Annotated in this window: 16 protein-coding genes and 2 tRNA genes; 10 read left to right on the forward strand and 8 right to left on the reverse strand. The window is 58.6% G+C overall.

Annotated features, from left to right (window positions below; genetic code table 11):
- Window positions 1-253: 253 nt before the first annotated feature.
- Complete coding sequence (locus ROI90_RS00425) at window positions 254-1,678, reverse strand: peptide MFS transporter (protein WP_315996367.1); 1,425 nt, start codon at window positions 1,676-1,678, stop codon at window positions 254-256.
- Window positions 1,679-1,943: 265 nt separating this feature from the next.
- Here ROI90_RS00425 and pckA point away from each other — a divergent pair, with 265 nt between their 5' ends.
- Window positions 1,944-3,557: a phosphoenolpyruvate carboxykinase (ATP) gene (pckA, locus tag ROI90_RS00430; protein ID WP_315996368.1), complete on the forward strand. Its 1,614-nt coding sequence runs from the start codon at window positions 1,944-1,946 to the stop codon at window positions 3,555-3,557.
- Window positions 3,558-3,633: 76 nt separating this feature from the next.
- Here pckA and ROI90_RS00435 read toward each other — a convergent pair whose 3' ends face one another.
- Complete coding sequence (locus tag ROI90_RS00435) at window positions 3,634-4,011, reverse strand: hypothetical protein (protein ID WP_315996369.1); 378 nt, start codon at window positions 4,009-4,011, stop codon at window positions 3,634-3,636.
- An 82-nt stretch (window positions 4,012-4,093) separates the two neighbouring features.
- On the opposite strand from ROI90_RS00435, the gene ROI90_RS00440 reads away from it, so the two are divergent.
- The gene (locus ROI90_RS00440; RefSeq protein ID WP_315996370.1) at window positions 4,094-4,876 is read left to right on the forward strand and encodes a S1/P1 nuclease; all 783 of its coding nucleotides are present in this window, start codon (window positions 4,094-4,096) and stop codon (window positions 4,874-4,876) included.
- A gap of 91 nt (window positions 4,877-4,967) precedes the next feature.
- Here the strand turns inward: ROI90_RS00440 and ROI90_RS00445 are convergent, their stop codons facing one another.
- Window positions 4,968-6,038 carry an SDR family oxidoreductase gene (locus ROI90_RS00445; RefSeq protein WP_315996371.1) on the reverse strand — a complete coding sequence of 357 codons (1,071 nt, stop codon included), beginning with the start codon at window positions 6,036-6,038 and terminating at the stop codon, window positions 4,968-4,970.
- Window positions 6,039-6,151: 113 nt separating this feature from the next.
- Here ROI90_RS00445 and ROI90_RS00450 point away from each other — a divergent pair, with 113 nt between their 5' ends.
- Window positions 6,152-6,862, forward strand: coding sequence for a 16S rRNA (uracil(1498)-N(3))-methyltransferase (locus ROI90_RS00450; protein WP_315996372.1), 711 nt, complete (start codon window positions 6,152-6,154; stop codon window positions 6,860-6,862).
- A 55-nt stretch (window positions 6,863-6,917) separates the two neighbouring features.
- The gene (locus ROI90_RS00455; protein WP_315996722.1) at window positions 6,918-7,583 is read left to right on the forward strand and encodes a DUF4159 domain-containing protein; all 666 of its coding nucleotides are present in this window, start codon (window positions 6,918-6,920) and stop codon (window positions 7,581-7,583) included.
- 271 nt (window positions 7,584-7,854) lie between these two features.
- On the opposite strand, the gene ROI90_RS00460 is transcribed toward ROI90_RS00455, so the two are convergent.
- The 5 genes from ROI90_RS00460 to ROI90_RS00480 all read right to left on the reverse strand — a co-directional run bounded on the left by ROI90_RS00460 (window position 7,855) and on the right by ROI90_RS00480 (window position 12,019).
- Complete coding sequence (locus ROI90_RS00460; protein ID WP_315996373.1) at window positions 7,855-8,385, reverse strand: hypothetical protein; 531 nt, start codon at window positions 8,383-8,385, stop codon at window positions 7,855-7,857.
- A gap of 121 nt (window positions 8,386-8,506) precedes the next feature.
- On the reverse strand, window positions 8,507-9,076 hold the full coding sequence (locus ROI90_RS00465) for a 1-acyl-sn-glycerol-3-phosphate acyltransferase (RefSeq protein WP_315996374.1): 570 nt from the start codon (window positions 9,074-9,076) through the stop codon (window positions 8,507-8,509).
- 79 nt (window positions 9,077-9,155) lie between these two features.
- On the reverse strand, window positions 9,156-9,998 hold the full coding sequence (locus ROI90_RS00470; protein ID WP_315996375.1) for a patatin-like phospholipase family protein: 843 nt from the start codon (window positions 9,996-9,998) through the stop codon (window positions 9,156-9,158).
- An 80-nt stretch (window positions 9,999-10,078) separates the two neighbouring features.
- The gene (locus ROI90_RS00475) at window positions 10,079-10,921 is read right to left on the reverse strand and encodes an MBL fold metallo-hydrolase (RefSeq protein WP_315996376.1); all 843 of its coding nucleotides are present in this window, start codon (window positions 10,919-10,921) and stop codon (window positions 10,079-10,081) included.
- A gap of 150 nt (window positions 10,922-11,071) precedes the next feature.
- Window positions 11,072-12,019 carry an acetyl-CoA carboxylase carboxyltransferase subunit alpha gene (locus ROI90_RS00480; protein WP_315996723.1) on the reverse strand — a complete coding sequence of 316 codons (948 nt, stop codon included), beginning with the start codon at window positions 12,017-12,019 and terminating at the stop codon, window positions 11,072-11,074.
- Window positions 12,020-12,275: 256 nt separating this feature from the next.
- On the opposite strand from ROI90_RS00480, the gene ROI90_RS00485 reads away from it, so the two are divergent.
- The 6 genes from ROI90_RS00485 to ROI90_RS00510 all read left to right on the forward strand — a co-directional run bounded on the left by ROI90_RS00485 (window position 12,276) and on the right by ROI90_RS00510 (window position 20,079).
- Window positions 12,276-12,349: transfer RNA gene (locus ROI90_RS00485), tRNA-Asp, on the forward strand.
- Between the two features lie 197 nt (window positions 12,350-12,546).
- Window positions 12,547-14,172, forward strand: a complete 1,626-nt coding sequence (locus tag ROI90_RS00490; protein WP_315996377.1) for a DUF6377 domain-containing protein — start codon at window positions 12,547-12,549, stop codon at window positions 14,170-14,172.
- A 438-nt stretch (window positions 14,173-14,610) separates the two neighbouring features.
- Window positions 14,611-15,816 carry a T9SS type A sorting domain-containing protein gene (locus tag ROI90_RS00495; protein WP_315996378.1) on the forward strand — a complete coding sequence of 402 codons (1,206 nt, stop codon included), beginning with the start codon at window positions 14,611-14,613 and terminating at the stop codon, window positions 15,814-15,816.
- Between the two features lie 368 nt (window positions 15,817-16,184).
- Window positions 16,185-18,299 (forward strand): glycoside hydrolase family 97 protein, encoded by a 2,115-nt coding sequence (locus tag ROI90_RS00500; RefSeq protein WP_315996379.1) that lies wholly within the window; start codon window positions 16,185-16,187, stop codon window positions 18,297-18,299.
- A gap of 66 nt (window positions 18,300-18,365) precedes the next feature.
- Window positions 18,366-19,778 carry an alpha-amylase family glycosyl hydrolase gene (locus ROI90_RS00505; RefSeq protein WP_315996380.1) on the forward strand — a complete coding sequence of 471 codons (1,413 nt, stop codon included), beginning with the start codon at window positions 18,366-18,368 and terminating at the stop codon, window positions 19,776-19,778.
- A gap of 227 nt (window positions 19,779-20,005) precedes the next feature.
- Window positions 20,006-20,079: transfer RNA gene (locus ROI90_RS00510), tRNA-Asp, on the forward strand.
- Window positions 20,080-20,192 lie beyond the last annotated feature (113 nt).

Consider the following 20,192-nt stretch of genomic DNA (forward strand, 5'->3'; position numbering starts at 1 on the left):
TGATCTGCACGCTAACAATTCTGAGGCCGTCTTACAGCAGCAATAGGCTAATGACAACCACCAGCCACGTGTGCATTCTATCAGACATACGAGCAAAAACCTGGGAAACGAAACAAGCAGACCAACATGCAGCGGGCAGGCAGACCGCAGGCCTCATGCACATAGAAAACCCCGGCGAACCAATGTCCGCCGGGGCTTTTTGCAATGTGTACAGGAATCTGTGTGAGACGAAAAATCCGTCTGAGTTCGTGATTTAGCCGCGGCCGTGCATCATATAAAACAGCTTCTTGGCAATGGCAATCAGGATAAGGCCGGCCAGAATAACAAAGGCGGCAATCAGTCCAAACACCTTCAGTGCGCCCAGCTCCTCAACGTAAGAGGCAATGTAACCACCCGCAATCTGGGCCACGAAGGGTGCTAGGAACCACACGCCCATGAGCATGGAGGTAAGCGTGGGCGGCGACAGGCGCGACACCATCGACAGGCCAACCGGCGAGAGGCACAGCTCACCAATGGTATGGAAGAAATACGTGGCCAGCAGCCACAGAATGCTGGCTTTCACCGTCTGGTCAGCCACGTCGCCGCCACGCTCCAGCACGGCACCTACCATGAACAGGAAACCCACACCCAGCAGCACCATACCCAATCCCATTTTTACGGGAATGCTCAGGTCTTTACCCTTGCGGCTGAGGTTGATCCAGAGGGCCGCTACTGGTGCGCCCAGCAGTACAATGAAGCCCGCGTTTACCGACTGGAACCAGGAGGTAGGAATCAGGAAACCCAGCACCTCCCGGTTGATGTACTTATCAGTATACAGCGTGAGAGAGGAACCCGCCTGCTCAAAACCGGCCCAGAAAAACACCACGAATAGCGTGATAATGAAGATAACGGCCATGCGGTCGGTTTCTTCCTTGGTAAGTGGCGCCTTGGCAACCGTCTTATCCTCACCCCGTCCTTCGGGATACATACCCACGTCGCCGAGGTAGCGCTTACCCAGCAGGTTGAAGCCCAACTGGCCCAGTAGCATCCCGATGCCAGCCGCCAGGAAGCCGTAGCGGAAGCCGTAGCTGGCTACCTGCTCCACGCCATCAACCATTGTTTTGGTAGCAAACAAATCCTCGGCCAGGTAGCCGCACACCAGCGGGGCCAGGAAAGCGCCCGTGTTGATGCCCATGTAGAAGATGGTAAACGCGGCATCGCGCCGGGGGTCGCCCTGCTGGTAGAGTTTGCCTACAATCGTCGAAATATTGGGTTTGAAGAAACCGTTACCAGTTATCAGCAGCAGCAAGCCCACCACCGTAGGCCAGGGTAGCCCGAAGAAGGCCGCCTCCCGCGACAGTTCCGGCTGCATAAACAGGAAGAACTGCCCAATGGCCATCGTAATCCCGCCGATGAGAATGGCCCGGCGCTGCCCGATGTACTTATCGGCCAGCCAGCCCCCCAGAATAGGAGTCAGGTACACAAACCCAGTAAAGTACCCGTAAATCAGCGAGGCGCTGGCCGCTGGAATACCCAGGCCGCCCTGCAGGGCTGTTTTCGACAGGTAGAGCATGAGCAGGCCCCGCATGCCGTAGTAGCTGAACCGCTCCCACATCTCGGTGAAGAACAGCAGATAAAGCCCGGGCGGATGACCTTGCTGGGTATTGGATTGCTCCTGAACAACGGAGGTTGTTTGCATGAAAAACAGAAAAGTGAAGTGAACAAAACCCCGCAGCTGCAACAACAGGGCAGGTTGGTAAAGCTACAAAAGTTTCTCAACCCAATCGAAAGGCCCTTTGTAAAGCCTTGGCCAACTGACAAACGTTCGTAATTTGAAAGAAACAGGAGCGAAAATTCGCTCTTTTTTCCTGACTCACCGTAGAGGGCTCGGGTTTTTGTCTATTTTTGTTCTCGAATTCCCCCATTTTCCCACCCAACCCCCAACCCGTTTTCGGCCCTTTTTTATGATGGATTCCGCCGCCAACGCTCGCCTTGCACCCTTGGGCATTTCCCACACTGCTCAGGTGCACCTCAACCTCACCCCCGCCGAGCTGGTAGAGCACGCCCTGCGCCGGGGCGAAGGCACCCTCACCGACACTGGTGCCCTGATGGCGGATACCGGCCAGTTTACCGGCCGCTCCCCCAAAGACCGGTTTGTAGTGAAAGATGCTGATACCACTGAGTCAGTGTGGTGGGGCGACATCAACATTCCCTTCGACGCCGACAAGTTCGACCAGCTGCACCAGAAGATGGTAAAGTATCTGGAAGACAAGGAACTGTACGTGCGTGACGCCTACGCTGGGGCCAACCCCGACTACGAGTTGAAGCTGCGCGTAGTGAACGAGCTGGCCTGGCACAACCTGTTCTGCTACAATATGTTCCTGCGCCCCGCCGAAGGAACTGATACTAGCTGGACGCCCGATTTCAGCATTATTTGCGCCCCCGGCTTTGAGGCCGACCCGGCCGTGGATGGTACCCGCCAGAAAAACTTCGCCATCCTGAACTTCTCCAAGAAGATGATTCTGATTGGGGGCACGGGCTACGCTGGTGAGATGAAGAAGGGCATTTTTGGGGTGTTGAATTACTTGCTGCCCCACAAGCATGATACTCTGAGCATGCACTGCTCGGCCAACGTAGGCAAGGATGGCGACACGGCCATCTTCTTCGGCCTCTCGGGCACGGGCAAAACCACCCTCTCCGCCGACCCCAACCGCGGCCTGATTGGAGACGATGAGCACGGCTGGACCCCCGACGCGGGCATCTTCAACTTTGAAGGCGGCTGTTACGCCAAGGTGATTGACCTGAGCGCCGAAAAGGAGCCCGAAATCTGGAATGCCATCAAGTTTGGCTCCATCGTGGAAAATACGCGCTTCGTGCCCGGCACCCACACGGTAGACTACGCCAACAAATCGGTGACGGAGAATACCCGCACGGCCTACCCCATCCACTACATTCCGAACGCCATTGAGCCCTCCGTGGCCGGTGCTCCTAAGAACATCTTCTTCCTGACAGCTGATGCCTTCGGGGTGTTGCCTCCCATCAGCAAGCTGGATAAGTGCCACGCCATGTACCACTTCATGAGTGGCTACACCGCTAAGGTGGCCGGCACGGAAATGGGCGTTACCGAGCCCCAGACCACTTTCTCGGCCTGCTTCGGTCAGGTATTCCTGCCTTTGCACCCCACCAAGTACGCCGAGATGCTGGGCCAGAAAATGGAGGAAAACGACGTAAATGTATGGCTGGTGAACACCGGCTGGACGGGCGGTTCCTACGGCGTGGGCTCGCGCATGAAGCTGAGCTACACCCGGGCCATGATTACGGCCGCCCTCAACGGGGAGCTGGATAACGTAGAGTTCCACAAGCACCCGGTGTTTGGTGTAGAAGTGCCCGCCTCAGTACCCGGCGTACCCACCGAAATTCTGGACCCGCGCAACACCTGGGCCGATAAAGAAGCCTACGACCGCACGGCCGCTGAATTGGCCGAGAAATTCGTTGCCAACTTCCAGCGGTATGCCGACTACGCCAATGAGGATATTCTCGCTGGTGCGCCGAAAGTAGCCGTAGCGGCAGGCGTGTAACGCGCTGCCCTTGTACTTTCAGGCCTGTAAAAGCCCCGCCAGTTGCAGCTCGCGGGGCTTTTCGTTTGAGTTTGGGTTAGGTAGAGCTGGTTTGCAGCCGTTTTCTAGCGGCTTGTTTGTCCATAGTGCCTTTAATAAGCACACCCGCTCCGAACAACAGAACCCCCAGGTATATCACGTAGCTTCCACCCAGAAACAGCAGGCTTAGCAAGGTAAGGGCCATGCCACCTGCCAGAAACACGGCTCCTACCGTTACTAGCATTTGTGAGGTTTTCAGCTGTTTCCGGGCGTCTTCTGTAGCCAAAAGCCGCTGCATTTTCAGGTACTTCAGGGCTAGCTGCTCGGCTTGCTCGGGGGGCGCACCTTCTTCCAGCAGCATAGGCAGCACCTCCTGAGGACGACCAGTAGTGTAGAGATGCAGGGCGCGGCCCTGCGCGTATTTTTCTCGGTACATGATAACCAAATGGATACAGTGGAGTGGCTGTAAAACTAGTAAGTTTGTCATCTCACTTCACTTCTTTCTCTCTATTACCTGTATGCGTAAGCGCTTGTTGCCGCTGCTGTTGGCCCTGCTGTCACCCCTAAGCCTGTGGGCCTGGGGTGCAGAAGGGCACCGCGCCGTTGGAAAAATTGCTGAAAATCACCTCTCCCGCAGCGCCCGGCGTGAGGTAAAAAAGCTGCTGGGTACTGAAACCCTCACGCTGGTGAGCACCTGGCCGGATGAAATTCGCTACTACCCGGAGTTCAAGGACACGGCCCCCTGGCATTACGTAAACACGCCCTCCGGCCTTGCCCACGATGCCTACGTGCAGGCCGTCAAAACTCAGACCAACGCCAATGCTTACTCGGCGTTGGAAGCGCAGCTGCGCATCCTCGGTGACGAGAACAAGCCTACTGCCGAGCGGGCGGCAGCCCTAAAATTTGTGGTGCACTTGGTGGGCGACATTCACCAGCCCATGCACACCGGTCACGCCGAAGATAAGGGCGGCAACGACATCAAGCTGAAGTACCGGGGCAAAGACACCAACCTGCACAGCCTCTGGGACAGTGGTTTGATTGACTACCAAGGCCTCAGCTACACCGAAATGGCCTGCCAGTACGACCGAAAGCTGGGCCGCCGCCAGATCAACCAGATGCAGGCCGCCGCGCCCGAGCAGTGGCTTTGGGAATCGTATAGCGCCAGCGAGAAGCTGTACCAGGAAACGCCTTCCGGGACCGATGTCGACTACAAGTACTACCCCGCTCACGCCGAGCTGATGAAGCAGCGCATGGTGGAAGCCGGTGTCCGGCTGGCTGGCCTGCTGAACGACGTACTGTGACCACGCATTTTTGGCGCTAATTCGCGCAAAAGCGCCCCGCTACCTCTTGGTAGCGGGGCGCTTGTAGTTTCAGAGGGCTGGTAATAGGTTCTCAGTTGTCGTGGAAAGCCGCAGCCTTGATTTCCTCCTGCTCCTCGTGGCTGCTGCGGGGCTTACTCTTGTTCCCCAGCCAAGCAGCCAAGGCTACGCCCGCCCCTAGCAGCAGAGCGGTGCGCAAGCCGGAGCTGCCCGCCGTAATGGCCTCGGTGTAGTAGCTGGTTTCGCGGGTGTGGCCCGGGTAGTTGCCCCGCTCTTCCAAAGCGCCCATGGGCTTGTCGAGGGCGTTCTGGTGCAGGGGGCGAGGTGCGTAGTCGGCCTTCTCCTGCTTGGAAAACGCCTTTTCCATGAATTTATCCAGCAGCGCGGGCGTCCAGTGCTCCATGCTGATGAAAGCCTTGCCCCCGCCGCCGACCACCACGGCCCGCTCCGGTGTGACGCAGCAGTGCAGAATGGCTCGCGCCACGGTTTCGGGGGCGTAGGCTGGGGGGGCGTGCTTGGCTTCGCGCTCCATGTAGTTTTTAGCGTGCACCGGGTAAGGCGTATCAATGGCCGAGGGCTGAATAAGCGTAACGGCTACCGGAGCCCCCTCCATTTCCAGCTCCATCCGCAGCCCATCGGTAAAGCCTTTCACCGCGTGCTTGCTGGCCGAGTAAATTGACTGCAGAATAGCGGTAATGTCTGAGAGAATACTGCCGACGTTGATGATGGCACCGCCTTGCTGCTTGAGGTGCTTGGCAGCTTCCAGGGAGCCATTTACCAGGCCCCAAAAATTTACTTCGAACAACTGCCGCATATCCTCCACCGGAATTTCCTCCAGCTTGCCGTAAATGGAAACGCCTGCGTTGTTGATCCAGGTATCAAAACGGCCGAATTTGCTAATAGCCTCCCGGGCCAGACGCTGCACCTCCTCGGGCTTGCTTACATCTGTGCGTACGTAAATAGCCGTGCCACCCGCCTGGGTAATTTCTTCCGTGAGTTGCTGCAGGGCATCTTCGCTGCGGGCGGCCAGCACCAGCTTGGCCCCTTTGGCGGCGGCCATCCGGGCCGTTACCAGCCCGATGCCGGACGAAGCGCCCGTAATTACAATAACCTGATCTTTGAGTTTTTTTAGGGTAGTAGCCATGGATGTCGGGTACAGAGGATGAGTAGGTGAGGCCGCTGACAGGGCCGCTTTGCTGTACGCGCTGTGCCGGTGGTAGTTACCCTGGAGCGGGGCAATTCTTCTACCTTTACCGCATGCCGCACACTTTTTACGCTCCCGACCTCACTGCCGCCACCGCCACCTACACCCTGCCCGAAGACGAAAGCAAGCACGCCGTGCGGGTATTGCGCTTGGGCCAGGGCGACACCGTGGAGCTGGTAAACGGGCGGGGCGGAGTATTTTCGGCCGAGGTAGCTGATGCCAACCCCAAGCGGTGCCAGCTCCGGGTGGTGCAGGCGCAACTGATACCGCCCCGCTCCTACCAGATTCACTTAGCGGTGGCCCCCACCAAAAACCTGGACCGCATGGAGTGGCTGGTAGAGAAGGCCACCGAAGTGGGCGTGGATACCATTACGTTTCTGCGCTGCGCCCGCTCTGAGCGGCGAGAGCTGAAGCTGGACCGGCTGGAGAAAATTGCCATCAGCGCCCTGAAGCAGTCGGGCCAGGCGTGGCTGCCGCAGCTCACCGAACTAATGGATTTCAACCGCTTCTTACCAACCGTGGCTCCAGAAACCACTTTTATTGCCCATTTGGAAGAAGGAGAACGAACTGCGCTGGCCCGCGTAGCGGCTGACGGGGAGGTATGCTGCATCCTGATTGGGCCCGAGGGCGACTTTACTCCCCAGGAAATAGAGGCGGCTTTTACTTTGGGCATCCGGCCGGTAACGCTGGGCGCTTCCCGCCTGCGCACCGAAACGGCCGCGCTGGCGGCCGTGCACACGGTGCACGTAGTGCGGGAAATCTGAGATATTGAACGTCTTTCCCTTGCCTAGCCTTTTTCGTGTAGTTCCTGGATCTATGATGAAGAAACTGCTCCTATTTTTTGTTTTGCTGCTGCCCTTGCTGGCAGCTACCTTCCCGGCGGCTCCCAGCTTCCGCATTGCCAAGCTGCACTACGGCGGCGGGGGCGACTGGTACGCCAACAAAACCAGTCTACCCAACCTGATCCGCTACTGTAACCAGGCTCTGCGCACCAACATCGACCCCGAAGAGGCCACCGTGGAACTGGATTCGCCGGAGCTGCTCACCTACCCCTTCGTGCACATGACCGGCCACGGCAACGTCACTTTCACCGACGCCGAAGCCCGTAACCTGCGCCGCTACCTTATGGGCGGCGGTTTTCTGCACATTGATGATAACTACGGCCTCGACAAATTCATCCGGCCCGAAATGAAAAAGGTATTTCCGGAACTGGATTTTGTGGAGCTACCGTTTACGCACCCCATCTACCACCAGAAGTTTCAGTTTCCGCAGGGCCTGCCCAAAGTGCATGAGCACGATGGCAAGCGCCCTCAGGGTTTCGGACTGCTGTACAAAGGGCGGCTGGTGTGCTTCTACAGTTTTGAGTGCGACCTGGGCAACGGCTGGGAAGACGTGGGCACCTACCCCGAGGATACCCCGGCCACCCACGAGGCGGCCCTGAAAATGGGCGCCAACCTGGTCACCTATGCCCTTACGCAGGACTAGCACTAGGGCAGGAAAAACTACCGCGCCTTCGCTTACCGGCTAACTGAGCGGTGTGCTACAACTCCCTCAGCAACGAAACCATGGTAGGCGGGGAAAGCCGAATTAGTACGTTTTATTCTTCCAAGAAGGCTTGCTCTCTTTGAATTTTGTGCGCGTTACGGCTACCGGGCAACAGAAGCTTACCTCATTTTCGGGCCCGTTGATGTATACTGAGTGGCAGAGTGAATAGCCTTGATACGCTTTGGGGGACGTCTTTTCCTTGCCAGGCTACCTAAAAACGGCGTTGCAGAATCTCGCTCAGCACAAAAGCGGCGCGCACATCGGCGGGGTTTCGCAGCATGTCGGCTACGGTGCGGCGGGTTTCCGGGGGGTGAGTTGGCCGCGGCTGCCGGCTCCAATAGTCCTCTTGGCCGTGCCGGGTATTGGTGCGGGGCAGCGAGGATGCCAGCCGGGCTTCGCGGCGGGGTGCTTCCAGGGAGCGAGCTGTAGTGGGCCGCTCCAGGGAGCGAGCGGCCGTTTCGGTGCGCTCCATGCTGTGGGCCGGCGGCGTAATTTCTTGGGGTAACGGCCGGCCGGCCGGAGTAACCGGAATGGGGGTTGACGGCGGAGCCGACCGGTTCTGGGACTGCATCTGCTTGAGGAGCTCTTCAAAACTGCTGACTGGCAACGGGGGCACCTTTCCAGTGGTACCAGCCCGTTCGCGCCGCTCCTGTTGCGTGGTCGCACGCGCTTTTTGCACCATGCGCCAGATGAAAACACCCAGGCCAATCAACAGCCAGACCAGAGTTTGCAGTTTTTCCATGAGGCGGCCGCACGCGGAAATACAGCGTGGGGCAGGCAATATACAGAGGCGGCGGAAAAACAGCTGGTCAGACGGTTGCATTCCGCCGCCTCTGTTAGGCTCCTTACGAGTGTCCCACTGCTTAGAGCACGCCCTTTTCCGGGAAGCGGCCCTGCTTGGTGCGGTAGAAGGCCTTAATTTCCTCCAAGTCCTTCTCGTAGTCGCCGGTGGGCCAGAAGGCGGGGCCAACGCCAGCTTCCTTGTTCTTGTAATCGAGGTAGCCGAGCAGAATAGGCACGCCGGCACCCAGGGCCGCGTGGTAGAAGCCCTTGCGCCACTTGGGCTGGTACTTACGGGTGCCTTCGGGGGTGATGAGAATCACCAACTCATCTCGCTCATTGAAGAGCTGCACCATGCCATCCACGAGGCTGTTGTTCTTGCTCCGGTCAACGGCCAGGCCGCCCAGGCTCCGCACCAGGGCGCCCAGCACCGGAATGGTGGTCCATTCCTTCTTGATGGTCAGTTTCACATCTACATCCATCAGAAAGAAGGCAGCCCGCGCAAACATAAAATCCCAGTTGCTGGTGTGCGGGGCGGCAATCATCATGCTCTTTTTGATGTTTGGCGGCACCTGCGGACCCAATTTCCAGCCCGTCAGCCAGAACCAGAATTTGGAAAAAAGATACCAGAAGGTAGATGTCTTGCGGGCCATAAATCAGAAAAGCAGTAGCGGGTGGGAGTAATGAGGTGCTACCGTATCCCAAAGCTAGAGAAATGCGGCGGAAGCCATTCTATCCGTCCGCTAATAACGCCCGCAACTCCTGAGCGCGGCTTAGCGTGTACTGGTAGCCAATAGCAAACAGCTCGGGGCCGCGGCGGAAGCTCATGGTGCGGTACTGCTGCAGCGCCGGCGGCTCCAGCAGCAGGTGGCACAACTGTCGGCTTTGCACGGTGTTGCCCCCGATGGCCAGGTTGAACGTGCGCTCCACCAGGGCCCGGAAGTTACTAACCTGAGCCGCTGGGTTGGGCGGGTTGCAGTGTACACCCACAATGCGCCGCGCCGGCTGCAGCGGATCAATCAGCGCTTCCACGGGCAAATTGTTGAGCAAGCCCCCATCTACCAGTTGCCGCCCCTGGTACTCCACCGGCCGGTACAGGATGGGCACGGCGGCCGAAGCCATCAGCGGCGGTAGCAGGGGGCCGCTGGAAAACCGAACGGAAGTGCCCGCCAGTAAATCCGTAGCTACCAGCGTTAGGGGCAGCTGGAGCTGCTCAAAAGTGCAGCCTGCCCCCAAGTGTTGCTCCAGCAATGCCCCTACTGCATCCATCCGCAACAGGCCGTAACTACTCAGCGCCACGCGGGTAATCCGGATAATGGACAGCTCCTGCAACAGCCGCAGCACCTCCCGCGGTGGCATACCCGCCGCGTACAGGGCCGCCACAATCCCCCCCGATGAGACGCCCGCCAACTGGGCCACGGGCAGTTGCAACTCATCCAGTGCGGCCAGCACGCCGAGGTGCGCAATACCCCGGGCTCCCCCGCCAGATAAAGCCAGGGCCAGTTGAGTGGATGCTGGCGGGTGGCTGCTGGGGGAAGACTGGCCGGGAAAGGTAGCGGAAAGAGGTGTCTGCATTACGAGACTCGCGGGGCTATGATAGACTAAGTATCAGCAACGAAGAACCAGCAACGCCACGCCGATAATCAAAACGCGCTCTACAATTCACTCAACCGGAAACGCTCGGCTACCCGAATGCCTTTGTCAGTGTTCTGCACCGTAATACACTCCGTTTGGGCATCGTGCTCCAGCACCAGCACCCAGTTTTCGGCGGCGGCCCGCTGCAACAGGCGCTCTTTTTCCTGCATCGTCACCAAGGGGCGCATATCGTAGCCCATCACATACGGCAGCGGGACGTGGGCAGCACTCGGAATCAGGTCGGTCACGAAAGCCAGCGTCCGGCCCTTGTACGGCAGCACGGGCAGCATCATTTTCTCGGTGTGGCCATCCACCAGCACTATTTCCTGAAAACCCGGCAGACCGGTCGGCGCGCCCCCATCCACAAACTGCAAGTGGCCGCTTTCCTGAATAGGCCGGATATTTTCCTGCAAGAAGCTGGCCTTTTCGCGCGGGTTGGGCGTAGTGGCCCAGTCCCAATGAGCTTGGTTGCTCCAGTAAGTGGCACTAGGAAAGGCGAGCTGTAACTTGTTGTCGGGCGTCCGCACCACGGCCCCACCCACGTGGTCGAAGTGCAAATGCGTCAGAAATACGTCGGTGACATCTGCGGAGGTAAAACCGCGTTGCCGCAACGAATTTTCCAGCGTATCGGCACCGTGCAGGTAAAAGTGGCCCCGAAACTTCTCGTCCTGCTTGCTGCCAATGCCCGTGTCCACCAGCGTGAGCCGGTTGCCATCCTCTACCAGCAGGCAGCGCAAAGCCCAGGTACACATATTGTTGTCGTCGGCGGGCACCAGCTTCTGCCACATGCTTTTGGGCACCACGCCAAACATGGCACCACCATCCAGTTTAAACAGGCCGGTATCGAGGGTATGAACGGTCATAACGAAGGGGTGAGATTGAGACGGTAAAGGAATAAAAAAATGTCATCCTGAGCGGAGCGAAGGACCTTTTCACATTGCAACGAGTCGTTCAGCTGTGAAAAGGTCCTTCGCTCCGCTCAGGATGACACGGAGTCGTTTGGTCGCTTGCTGTTATTCCAGCACCACGCCCATGTTCGAAAACTTGTCGATGCGCTGGCTGATGCGCTCCTCGTGAGGAAGGGCTTCCAGTTCGTCCAGGGTATCGAGAATGGTCTTTTTGAGGGTTTCAATCATGGCGGCCGCGTCGGTGTGGGCTCCACCCAGCGGCTCTTTCACGATGCCATCCACGAGCTTATTGCCCAGCATATCAGCCGCCGTGAGCTTCATGGCCTCCGCTGCCTGCTCCTTATAATCCCAGCTGCGCCACAAAATAGTAGAGCAGTTTTCCGGCGAAATTACCGAGTACCAGGTGTTCTCCAGCATCAGCACCCGGTCGCCGATGGCAATGCCCAGGGCCCCGCCCGAGGCGCCTTCCCCAATCACAATGCAGATAACTGGTACCTTGAGCAGGAACATTTCCTTGAGGTTGCGGGCAATGGCCTCGCCCTGCCCCCGCTCCTCGGCCTCCAGACCCGGAAATGCGCCGGGCGTGTCAATCAGCGTGATAATGGGCTTACCAAACTTCTCGGCCAGCTTCATCAGGCGTAGGGCCTTGCGGTAGCCTTCGGGGTTGGGCATACCGAAGTTGCGAAATTGCCGCTGCTTGGTATTGCGGCCCTTTTGCTGACCAATGAACATCACTGAGCGGCCGTTTATTTCACCAAAACCACCTACCATGGCCTTGTCGTCGCCCACCGTCCGGTCGCCGTGCAGCTCAATGAACTTCTCACTCATGCCCTCAATATAGTCGAGGGTGTAGGGCCGGTCGGGGTGGCGCGAGAGTTGCACGCGCTGCCAGCGGGTGAGGTTCTGGTAGGTTTCCTTTTTAAGGGCTTTGATTTTGGCTTCGAGGGCCGTTACCGCGTCCGATACGTCTACTTGGCTGTCGAGGGCCAGTTGTTGCATTTCGCGGAGTTTGCCTTCGAGAGCGGCAATTGGTTGTTCGAAATCGAGGAGCATTGCCACGGCAGGAGGTGGTTGAGAGGGTGCGAGGGGTAGGCTTGAGAAGAAAGCAAAGGTAAGCGAAGGGCCGGATACAGCACACTGCCCACCCCGCCCGATTTTTTCATAAAATTTTCTCCCTGACTGCCAGCACAAAACAATCCGGTCGGCTTCTTTTTTTCATCTTTTTCAGGTGCATAGTTGCATAGTCCAAACCAGCCTTCTACTTTTGCACCACTTCAACACAACGCCGTAAGCGGGTAGCGAGGTAAACGGTTCGGTAGTTCAGTTGGTTAGAATGCCGCCCTGTCACGGCGGAGGTCGCGGGTTCGAGTCCCGTCCGGACCGCAAAAAGCCCCAGTATCCTCGGATGCTGGGGCTTTTTCGGCTTTACAACTCTAGGCTGCTGCGGGGGCAGCTGCGCTGTTGAGCTGGTAATTGGTTTAGCAGCTTTGAATTGGAAATCCTGGGCAAGTGTGCTTCTGCTGCCGCACGAATTGCTAGTTTTGGTATTCCTGCCGCGGGCCGACACGCATCTTTAAGTGGTGAAATTCTTTCTGTTTATCTGTTTCTTCCTGCTAAGCGCCGGCCCCATCCTGGCCGGAGCGGGCACGAGTGAGCAGCTGCTGAAAGATTTACAGACGGCACTAGCCAGCAAGCAGGACTACGATGCCCAGCGCTGGAACCGCATTTCGGTGCTCACCGACGCGTTTATTTCCAGCAAGCGTAACGACGAGGCCAAGTTTGATTTGGGCCTGCGCATTTACGAGGAGTACAAGGCCTTCAAGTATGATTCGGCATTTGTATACAGCCAGAAAATCACGCGCATAGCCCGGCAGCTGAATAGCCCCGAGAAAACGGAAGTAGCCAAGCTGAAGCTGGCTTTTATCCTGCTGTCCTCGGGTATGTTCAAGGAAACGTTTGATGAGCTGAACAGCATCCGGCCCAGCTACCTGAGCCAGGCCGACAAGCTGGACTTCTATTTCCTGCAAGCCCGCGCCTACAGTGACCTGGGCAATTTCAATCAGGACCAGGCATACCGGCCGGCCTACAACACAAAAGCGCTGGCCTACGCCGATACGGCCCTCCGGTTCAGTCAACCCGGCTCCTACGAGCAGTTGGCCGTGCAGCAGTTTAAGGCGGTGAAGAGCGGCAACCTGCCGGAAGGAGTGGCTTTGTACCAACGCATCCGGCGGCTGCCCCAGCTCTCGGTGCACCAGTTGGCCGTGAGTGCCAGCACCACGGCCTACATCTACTCCCAGCTCAGGCAGGAGGATAAGGCCTTTGAACTACTGCTGGTATCCGCCATTGCCGATGTGCAGTCGGCTACCAAGGAAACGGTGGCCATTTTTCAGCTCTCCGACTACTGTTACCGGCGCGGCGACCTGGAAAACGCCTACGCCTTTATTAAAGAAGCGCGGGAGCAGGCGGCCTTTTACAAGGCCCGGCAGCGGCAGATTGAAATCAGCCACATTTCCTCCGTCATTGAGGGACAGAAGATTACCATCATCGAGAATCAGCGCAAGTCGTTGAAGGTGTACGCCGTGGCCGTAACGCTGCTGGCTTTGTTTGTAGTAGGCTTTATCGTCATTATTTTCAAGCAGTTGCGCAAGCTGCAAAAGGCCGGCCGGCTGATTTCCATCACCAACCAGGAACTGCAGGCGCGCAACGAGGACCTGCGCCGGCTGAACACGGGTCTGAACGAGGCCAACAAGATCAAGGAGGAGTACATTGGCTACTACTTCCACAACAACTCCCAGCTGATTGACCGGCTGGAGGCGCTGAAGAAGGCCCTGGATACCCAGCTTAGCAGCAAACAGTACGGGGCCGTGCAGAAATTGGTGAATGGCATCCAGATAAAGCAGCAACGCCAGGAGCTGTTCAAGGGATTCGACTCGGTATTTCTGCGGCTGTTCCCGCAGTTTATCACCCAGTTCAACGCCTTGTTCCGGCCTGAAGACCAGTTTATCCTGCCCGAAGACCAATTGCTGACAACGGAGTTGCGCATTTTCGCCCTGATTCGGCTGGGTATTCAGGACAGTGAGCAGATCAGCCGGATGCTGGGCTACTCCATCAACACCATTTACACCTACAAAACGCGGGTGAAGAACCGCTCCATCGTGCCGAACGAGGAGTTTGAGGCCCGGATTCAGGCCATAGAAGCGGTATAAGCAGCAGAGCCCGGGCCGGGCTTTTCAGGACTGGGCGTTTCCAAAACTCGGGTAATCTTCTGCAAAGATTTCGTTGCGTTCCGCGGTAACAGGCAAGACCAGTTGGGTGCCTAAGTGAGTAGTCACCCAGGTATGCAAGGTAACCAAGGCAGGGCTGACAGCAGGCAAACAAACTGGTGAAACTGACCATGTTGCCTATCATATTGGGTTGATATTTCAGGGAGAAATTAAGGCCACAATACATTGTTTATCAAATATTTAACTGGTAAGACTATCTATATTTTCTAGATTAGGTTTTGACAAATTTTGGTTGAGGACGGGAGGGTATTCTTTTGCTTTATCCCCCAGCAGCAAAGCGGGTTATTCCTGCGCGGCCATTCCGTAGCCGGTTCTGGGAGTTGCTCTTAAGTACCCATCATTCCCACCATTCCTCTTCCTATGCTGTTTTCCTCTACTCCTTTCAAAACCCGGCGCCTGACTGGTCTGGCGGCTGTGCTAGTCGGCTTGAGCGCCACGGCTTCGGCCCAGACCCGCGTACTGTTCGTGGGCAATAGTTTCACGCACGGTCAGTATGCGCCGGCCCTGAACTACAACGCCGCAGCCATTACCGACGTGAACTTCGGCCTGCCCTCCACCAATCCTCGGGCCCACGATGCGGGCATGCCGGATGCCTTCGGGGGCGTACCCGGCATTTTCAAGAAGTTCACCACCCAGGCCGGGCTCAACTACGAGGTGACCATTGAGGCTGTGAGCGGCAAGTCGTTGGAGTTCCATCATACCAGCGCGCTTTCGGTTATTGCGCAGCCGGGTTGGGATAAGGTGGTGCTGCAGGAGCAAAGCACCCGGCCTACGCCCACCAACCGCGGGGGTAACCGCCAGCTGTTCTACACCTACTCTACCCTGCTGGAGCAGGCCATTCACGGAGCCAGCCCCGCCGCGCAGGTCTACCTCTACGGCACCTGGGCCCGTCCCGATTTCACTTACCCGGCCGGCAGCCGCTACGCCGGCCTGCCCATCGACTCGATGGCCCAGGACCTACGCAAAAGCTACCAACAGGCGTTTATCACCAACGGCCGCTACGCGGCGGTGGCCCCGGTGGGCGACGCCTGGATGCGCGCCATTACACAGGGCGTGGCCATGCGCAACCCCTATACTCCTGACGCCGGCAAAATCAACCTGTGGGCCTCCGACCAGGTGCACGCCAGCAAGTGGGGCAGCTACCTCAGCGCCCTGGTGCTGTTTCAGCAACTCACCAACGTAGACCCGCGCACTCTGGGGGCCAGTGAGCAGGCGGCCACCGATCTGGGCATTACTCCCACCGATGCCGTGGCCCTGCAGCAGATAGCCTACCAGCAGGTTACCTCGCCCACTCTGGCTACAAGCAAGCCGGCGGCCGCGCCCGAGGTGGCCATATTCCCTAACCCCGCTACCGACCAGCTGACGGTGCAGTTGGGTGGACTGACTGGTCCGGTTGGCACGGTGCGGGCTACGTTGCTCAACATGCTGGGCCAGGTGGTAACCGAGCAGCGCGGCTCAGGCAGCACGCTCAAAGTTGGTCTGGCTGGGGTGACCCCGGGTGTGTATCTGCTTCGTTTGCAAACGGCCGTCGGCGTGAGCAGCAGCCGGGTAGAAGTGAAACAGTAGTCTTGGGCCTTCGGAGTGCTGGCCCTGGCTACCCCTGGCTGGCGCTCCGGAGGTCAATACTGCAAGCCATAATCTGAAATTCACTCCCACTTTAACTACCGCACCACTCCTGCCACTTAGCAGCTCCAATGTCAGGCAGCCCGGAAAACCTGCTGCCCCTGGTGAACCTTCGCGCCGGGCCGGGGAGTTACCCGGTGCCAGCCGCCCTAAACGACACAACTTCGCTTACCGGCCCCAGATGGCCAAGCAGCGCCGGGGCAGAGCGCCGAACTGCCGCGCCCTACTCATTGCCTGATTCTGCCAACTCAACCCGGGGGAGCTTACCCGCTTCTTACCCATAGCAGTATTTCTCCCCGCTACTTACCCGAATGAAGAACACTTTCCTGGTTGCGCTATTGCTGACGGCCAGCTTGCCCGCCGCCGCCCAGAACGCCGCCCCGCTTACCGCCCGCCTCGATAAAGTCAGCCTGACGTTTGCTCTATCGCCGGAGGGGCGTCCTACCTACGCCGTACAGTTCGGCTCGAAACCCGTACTCAACCCCTCCCGCCTGGGGCTGGAGCTGGCTGATGGCAAGGGTTTTGAGGGGCCGCTGGAAGTAACCGGCTCCGACACCAAGAGCGTGGATGAAAGCTGGAATCCGGTGTGGGGCGAGGTGAAAACCATCCGCAACCACTACCAGCAGCTTACCGTGCACCTGCGCCAGCCCCAGGCTCCCGGCCGCCGCCTCGACGTGGTGTTCCGGGTGTTTGCCGATGGCGTAGGTTTCCGCTACGAAGTGCCCCAGCAGCCCGGCCTGAGCTACTTTACGGTGCAGCAGGAGCTAACCGAGTTCAACCTGCCCGCCAACCACAAGGCTTTCTGGATTCCGGGCGACTACGACTCCAACGAGTACAGCTACACCACCTCCCGCCTGAGCGAAGTGGACACCACGCCCATCGAGGCCATCCAGCAGAAAGCGGCACCCAACCGCATTCAGACGCCGCTGATGCTGAAATCGGACGACGGGCTGTACGTGAACATCCACGAGGCGGCGCTGGTGAACTACCCGGCCATGTTCCTGAACGTGGACACCAAAACCTACGGCCTGCGCAGCCAGCTGGTGCCCGGTGCCACCGGTGCGGCGGCCTTTCTGCAAGCTCCCGAGCACACGCCCTGGCGCACCATTGTGGTGTCGGACAAAGCGCCCGAGGTGCTGACCAGCAAGCTGATTCTGAATCTGAACGAGCCCACCAAATTCCCGACTACCGACTGGATCAAGCCCCAGAAGTTTGTGGGTGTGTGGTGGGAGATGCACGTGAACAAAGCCAGCTGGAACTACGCCGACACCAGCAACATCAAGCTGGCCGGCACCGACTGGAACCGCCTCAAGCCCAACGGCCGCCACGGGGCCAACACGGCCAACGTGAAGCGCTACATTGATTTTGCCGCCCAGCACGGTCTGCAAAGCGTGCTGGTGGAGGGCTGGAACGTGGGCTGGGAAGACTGGGCCAACAACTGGAAGGAGGAAGTATTCGACTTCGTGACGCCCTACCCCGATTTCAACGTGACGGAGCTGCAGCAGTACGCCGCCAGCAAGGGCGTGCAGCTGATGATGCACCACGAAACCTCCAGCTCCGTGACCAACTACGAGCGGCGCCAGGATGCCGCCTACCGCTTCATGAAGCAGCACGGCTACGCGGCCGTGAAAACCGGCTACGTGGGCCGCATCATCCCGCGCGGGGAACACCACGACGGGCAATGGATGGTGAACCACTTCAACCGTACGGCCGCCCTGCTGGGCCAAAACCAGCTGATGGTGGACATGCACGAGTCGGTGCGGCCCACGGGCCTGCACCGCACCTACCCCAACTGGCTGGCCAGTGAGGCGGCCCGGGGCAATGAGTTCAACGCCTGGAGCACCGGCAACCTACCCGAGCACGAAACCATTCTGCCCTTCACCCGCCTCATGGGCGGCCCCATGGACTACACTCCCGGCATCTTTCAGATCAAGCTGGAAAGCTGGAACCCCGCCCAAAACAAAGGCCGCCAGGTGCACACCACCCTGGCCAAGCAGCTGGCCCTCTACGTGACGATGTACAGCCCCGTGCAGATGGCCGCCGACCTGCCCGAAGCCTATGAGCAGCACCTCGACGCCTTCCAGTTTATCAAGGACGTGGCCGTGGATTGGGACGACACCCGCGTGCTGCTGGCAGAGCCCGGCGAATACATCACCACCGCCCGCAAAGCCAAGGGCCGCGAGGACTGGTTTGTGGGCAGCATCACCGACGAAAACCCGCGCCAGCAAACCGTCAAGCTTGATTTCCTGACGCCCGGCCGGCAGTACGAGGCCACCATCTACGCCGACGGCAAAGGCGCCAGCTGGGACAAGAACCCGCAGGCCTACCAAATCCGCAAGCAGAAGGTCAACAGCAAATCCACTCTCAAGCTGCAACTGGCCGCCGGCGGCGGCGCGGCCATCAGCCTCAAACCCATTGGTCGCTAAGCAGTAGCGCGAACTGTGTAGTTCGCGCTACTATCCTCTCACAATTCCTACCATCTTCCCCGTTATATGTCACTGTTCACCAATACGTACCGCACCAGCCTGGCCGTGGTTATTGCCGCCAGTCTGCTGGGGGCCTGCAAATCGTCCGGCACGGATACCCCGGCGCCTACCCCGCCCACTCCCCCTACTACCCCGGCACCTACGCAGTACGGTACCCCCTTCAAGGGCGTGCCCGACCGCCAGGATGCCGTGATGTACCAAGTAAACATGCGCGCCTTCAGCCAGAGCGGCAACTTTGCCGGCGTTACGGCCCGCCTTGATTCCATCCGGGATTTGGGCGTGAATGTGCTCTACCTGATGCCGATTTACCCCATCGGCACCGACAGCAAATCGGTGAACTCGCCCTACGCCGTGAAGGATTACCGCGCGGTAAACGCCGAGTTTGGCTCCCTCACCGACCTGCGGGCATTGGTGGATGGTGCCCACCAACGCAATATGGCCGTGATGCTCGACTGGGTGGCCAACCACACCAGCTGGGACAACCCCTGGATAACGCAGCACTCAGACTGGTACAAAAAAGGCGCGGCCGGCAACATCCTGCCCGTGTCCAACAACGGCACTACCTACAACGACGTGGCCCAGCTGGATTTCAGCAACACGGCCATGCGCCTGGAAATGATTTCGGCCCTGAAATCGTGGGTGTACACGGCCAACGTCGACGGTTTCCGCTTCGACTACGCCGACTACCAGCCCAACGACTTCTGGAAGCAGGCCATTGACACGCTGCGCAATGTGAAGTCGCACAAGCTGCTGCTCCTGGCCGAAAGCAGCCGCTCCTCCAACTTCGCCTCCGGTTTTGACTACAACTTCGGGTTCAATTTTTACGGCGGCATCTACCAAGTGTACAAAAACGGCAACGCCGCCACCGCCTTTGATGCGCTCAACAACACCGAATACAGCGGGGCTACGGGCAGCCAGCAAGTAGTGCGCTACTCCACCAACCACGACGTGAACGGCTCCGACGGCACCCCGGTGGAACTGTTCGGCGGAAAGGCGGGGGCCATGTCAGCCTTTGTGGTAGCCGCCCTATACAAAGGCGTGCCCATGATATACAATGGGCAGGAAGCGGGTATGAGTCAGCGGATTCCCTTCCCCTTTACCGGCGTGAAAGTGCGCTGGGGCGTAAACCCCGACGTGAAGCGGGCCTACAAACAGCTGCTCTCGGCCCGCGCCAACAGCGCAGCCCTGCGCATCGGGGCACCCACGCCCTATAGCACCGCCAACGTGTGCGCCTTCACCAAAACCGCCGGCTCCGAGCAGGCCTTCGTACTGGCCAACGTGCGCAACTCTGCCCAAACGTACATGCTGCCCACCAACCTGGCCAACACCACCTGGACCGATGCACTGACCGGCAGCTCCCTGAAGCTGGGCACGGAAGTCGTGCTGCCCGCCTACGGCTACGTAGTGCTGAAGAAGTAAGGCACCGGGGCGCTGCGGATACGTACCCGTAGCGCCCCGAAGAGCCGGACGAAAAAATATTTCGGATTATTTTTTTGAATCTATTGCCTTTACTAGCAGAGCAATACCTTCACAAAAACCCCTGCTATGTGCAACTAAGGCAGTTTTTTGTTTGCACAGCTAAATTCGACCTTCTATATTTGCATCATCAAAACGGAAGGACGCACGGTCTGACCCAATGATGAAATGGTTCGGTAGTTCAGTTGGTTAGAATGCCGCCCTGTCACGGCGGAGGTCGCGGGTTCGAGTCCCGTCCGGACCGCAAAAAGCCCCAGCATCCTCGGATGCCGGGGCTTTTTCGGCTTTAGGCCGTAGCGTTGGCGAGTTGCCGCGCCAATTGTTCAATTCTGGACGTCATGCAGAGGCCGGAGGCCG

The sequence above is a fragment of the Hymenobacter endophyticus genome, assembly GCF_032464715.1.
GTDB lineage: Bacteria > Bacteroidota > Bacteroidia > Cytophagales > Hymenobacteraceae > Hymenobacter > Hymenobacter endophyticus.

Bases quoted from the DNA above. Each gene is read 5' to 3' on its own strand.
- ROI90_RS00440 (WP_315996370.1), top strand. From the start codon at position 4,094: ATGCGTAAGCGCTTGTTGCCGCTGCTGTTGGCCCTGCTGTCACCCCTA.
- ROI90_RS00460 (WP_315996373.1), bottom strand. From the start codon at position 8,385: ATGGAAAAACTGCAAACTCTGGTCTGGCTGTTGATTGGCCTGGGTGTT.
- ROI90_RS00475 (WP_315996376.1), bottom strand. From the start codon at position 10,921: ATGACCGTTCATACCCTCGATACCGGCCTGTTTAAACTGGATGGTGGT.
- ROI90_RS00480 (WP_315996723.1), bottom strand. From the start codon at position 12,019: ATGCTCCTCGATTTCGAACAACCAATTGCCGCTCTCGAAGGCAAACTC.
- pckA (WP_315996368.1), top strand. From the start codon at position 1,944: ATGATGGATTCCGCCGCCAACGCTCGCCTTGCACCCTTGGGCATTTCC.
- ROI90_RS00435 (WP_315996369.1), bottom strand. From the start codon at position 4,011: ATGTACCGAGAAAAATACGCGCAGGGCCGCGCCCTGCATCTCTACACT.
- ROI90_RS00470 (WP_315996375.1), bottom strand. From the start codon at position 9,998: ATGCAGACACCTCTTTCCGCTACCTTTCCCGGCCAGTCTTCCCCCAGC.
- ROI90_RS00425 (WP_315996367.1), bottom strand. From the start codon at position 1,678: ATGCAAACAACCTCCGTTGTTCAGGAGCAATCCAATACCCAGCAAGGT.
- ROI90_RS00505 (WP_315996380.1), top strand. From the start codon at position 18,366: ATGTCACTGTTCACCAATACGTACCGCACCAGCCTGGCCGTGGTTATT.
- ROI90_RS00495 (WP_315996378.1), top strand. From the start codon at position 14,611: ATGCTGTTTTCCTCTACTCCTTTCAAAACCCGGCGCCTGACTGGTCTG.
- ROI90_RS00455 (WP_315996722.1), top strand. From the start codon at position 6,918: ATGAAGAAACTGCTCCTATTTTTTGTTTTGCTGCTGCCCTTGCTGGCA.
- ROI90_RS00500 (WP_315996379.1), top strand. From the start codon at position 16,185: ATGAAGAACACTTTCCTGGTTGCGCTATTGCTGACGGCCAGCTTGCCC.
- ROI90_RS00445 (WP_315996371.1), bottom strand. From the start codon at position 6,038: ATGGCTACTACCCTAAAAAAACTCAAAGATCAGGTTATTGTAATTACG.
- ROI90_RS00450 (WP_315996372.1), top strand. From the start codon at position 6,152: ATGCCGCACACTTTTTACGCTCCCGACCTCACTGCCGCCACCGCCACC.
- ROI90_RS00465 (WP_315996374.1), bottom strand. From the start codon at position 9,076: ATGGCCCGCAAGACATCTACCTTCTGGTATCTTTTTTCCAAATTCTGG.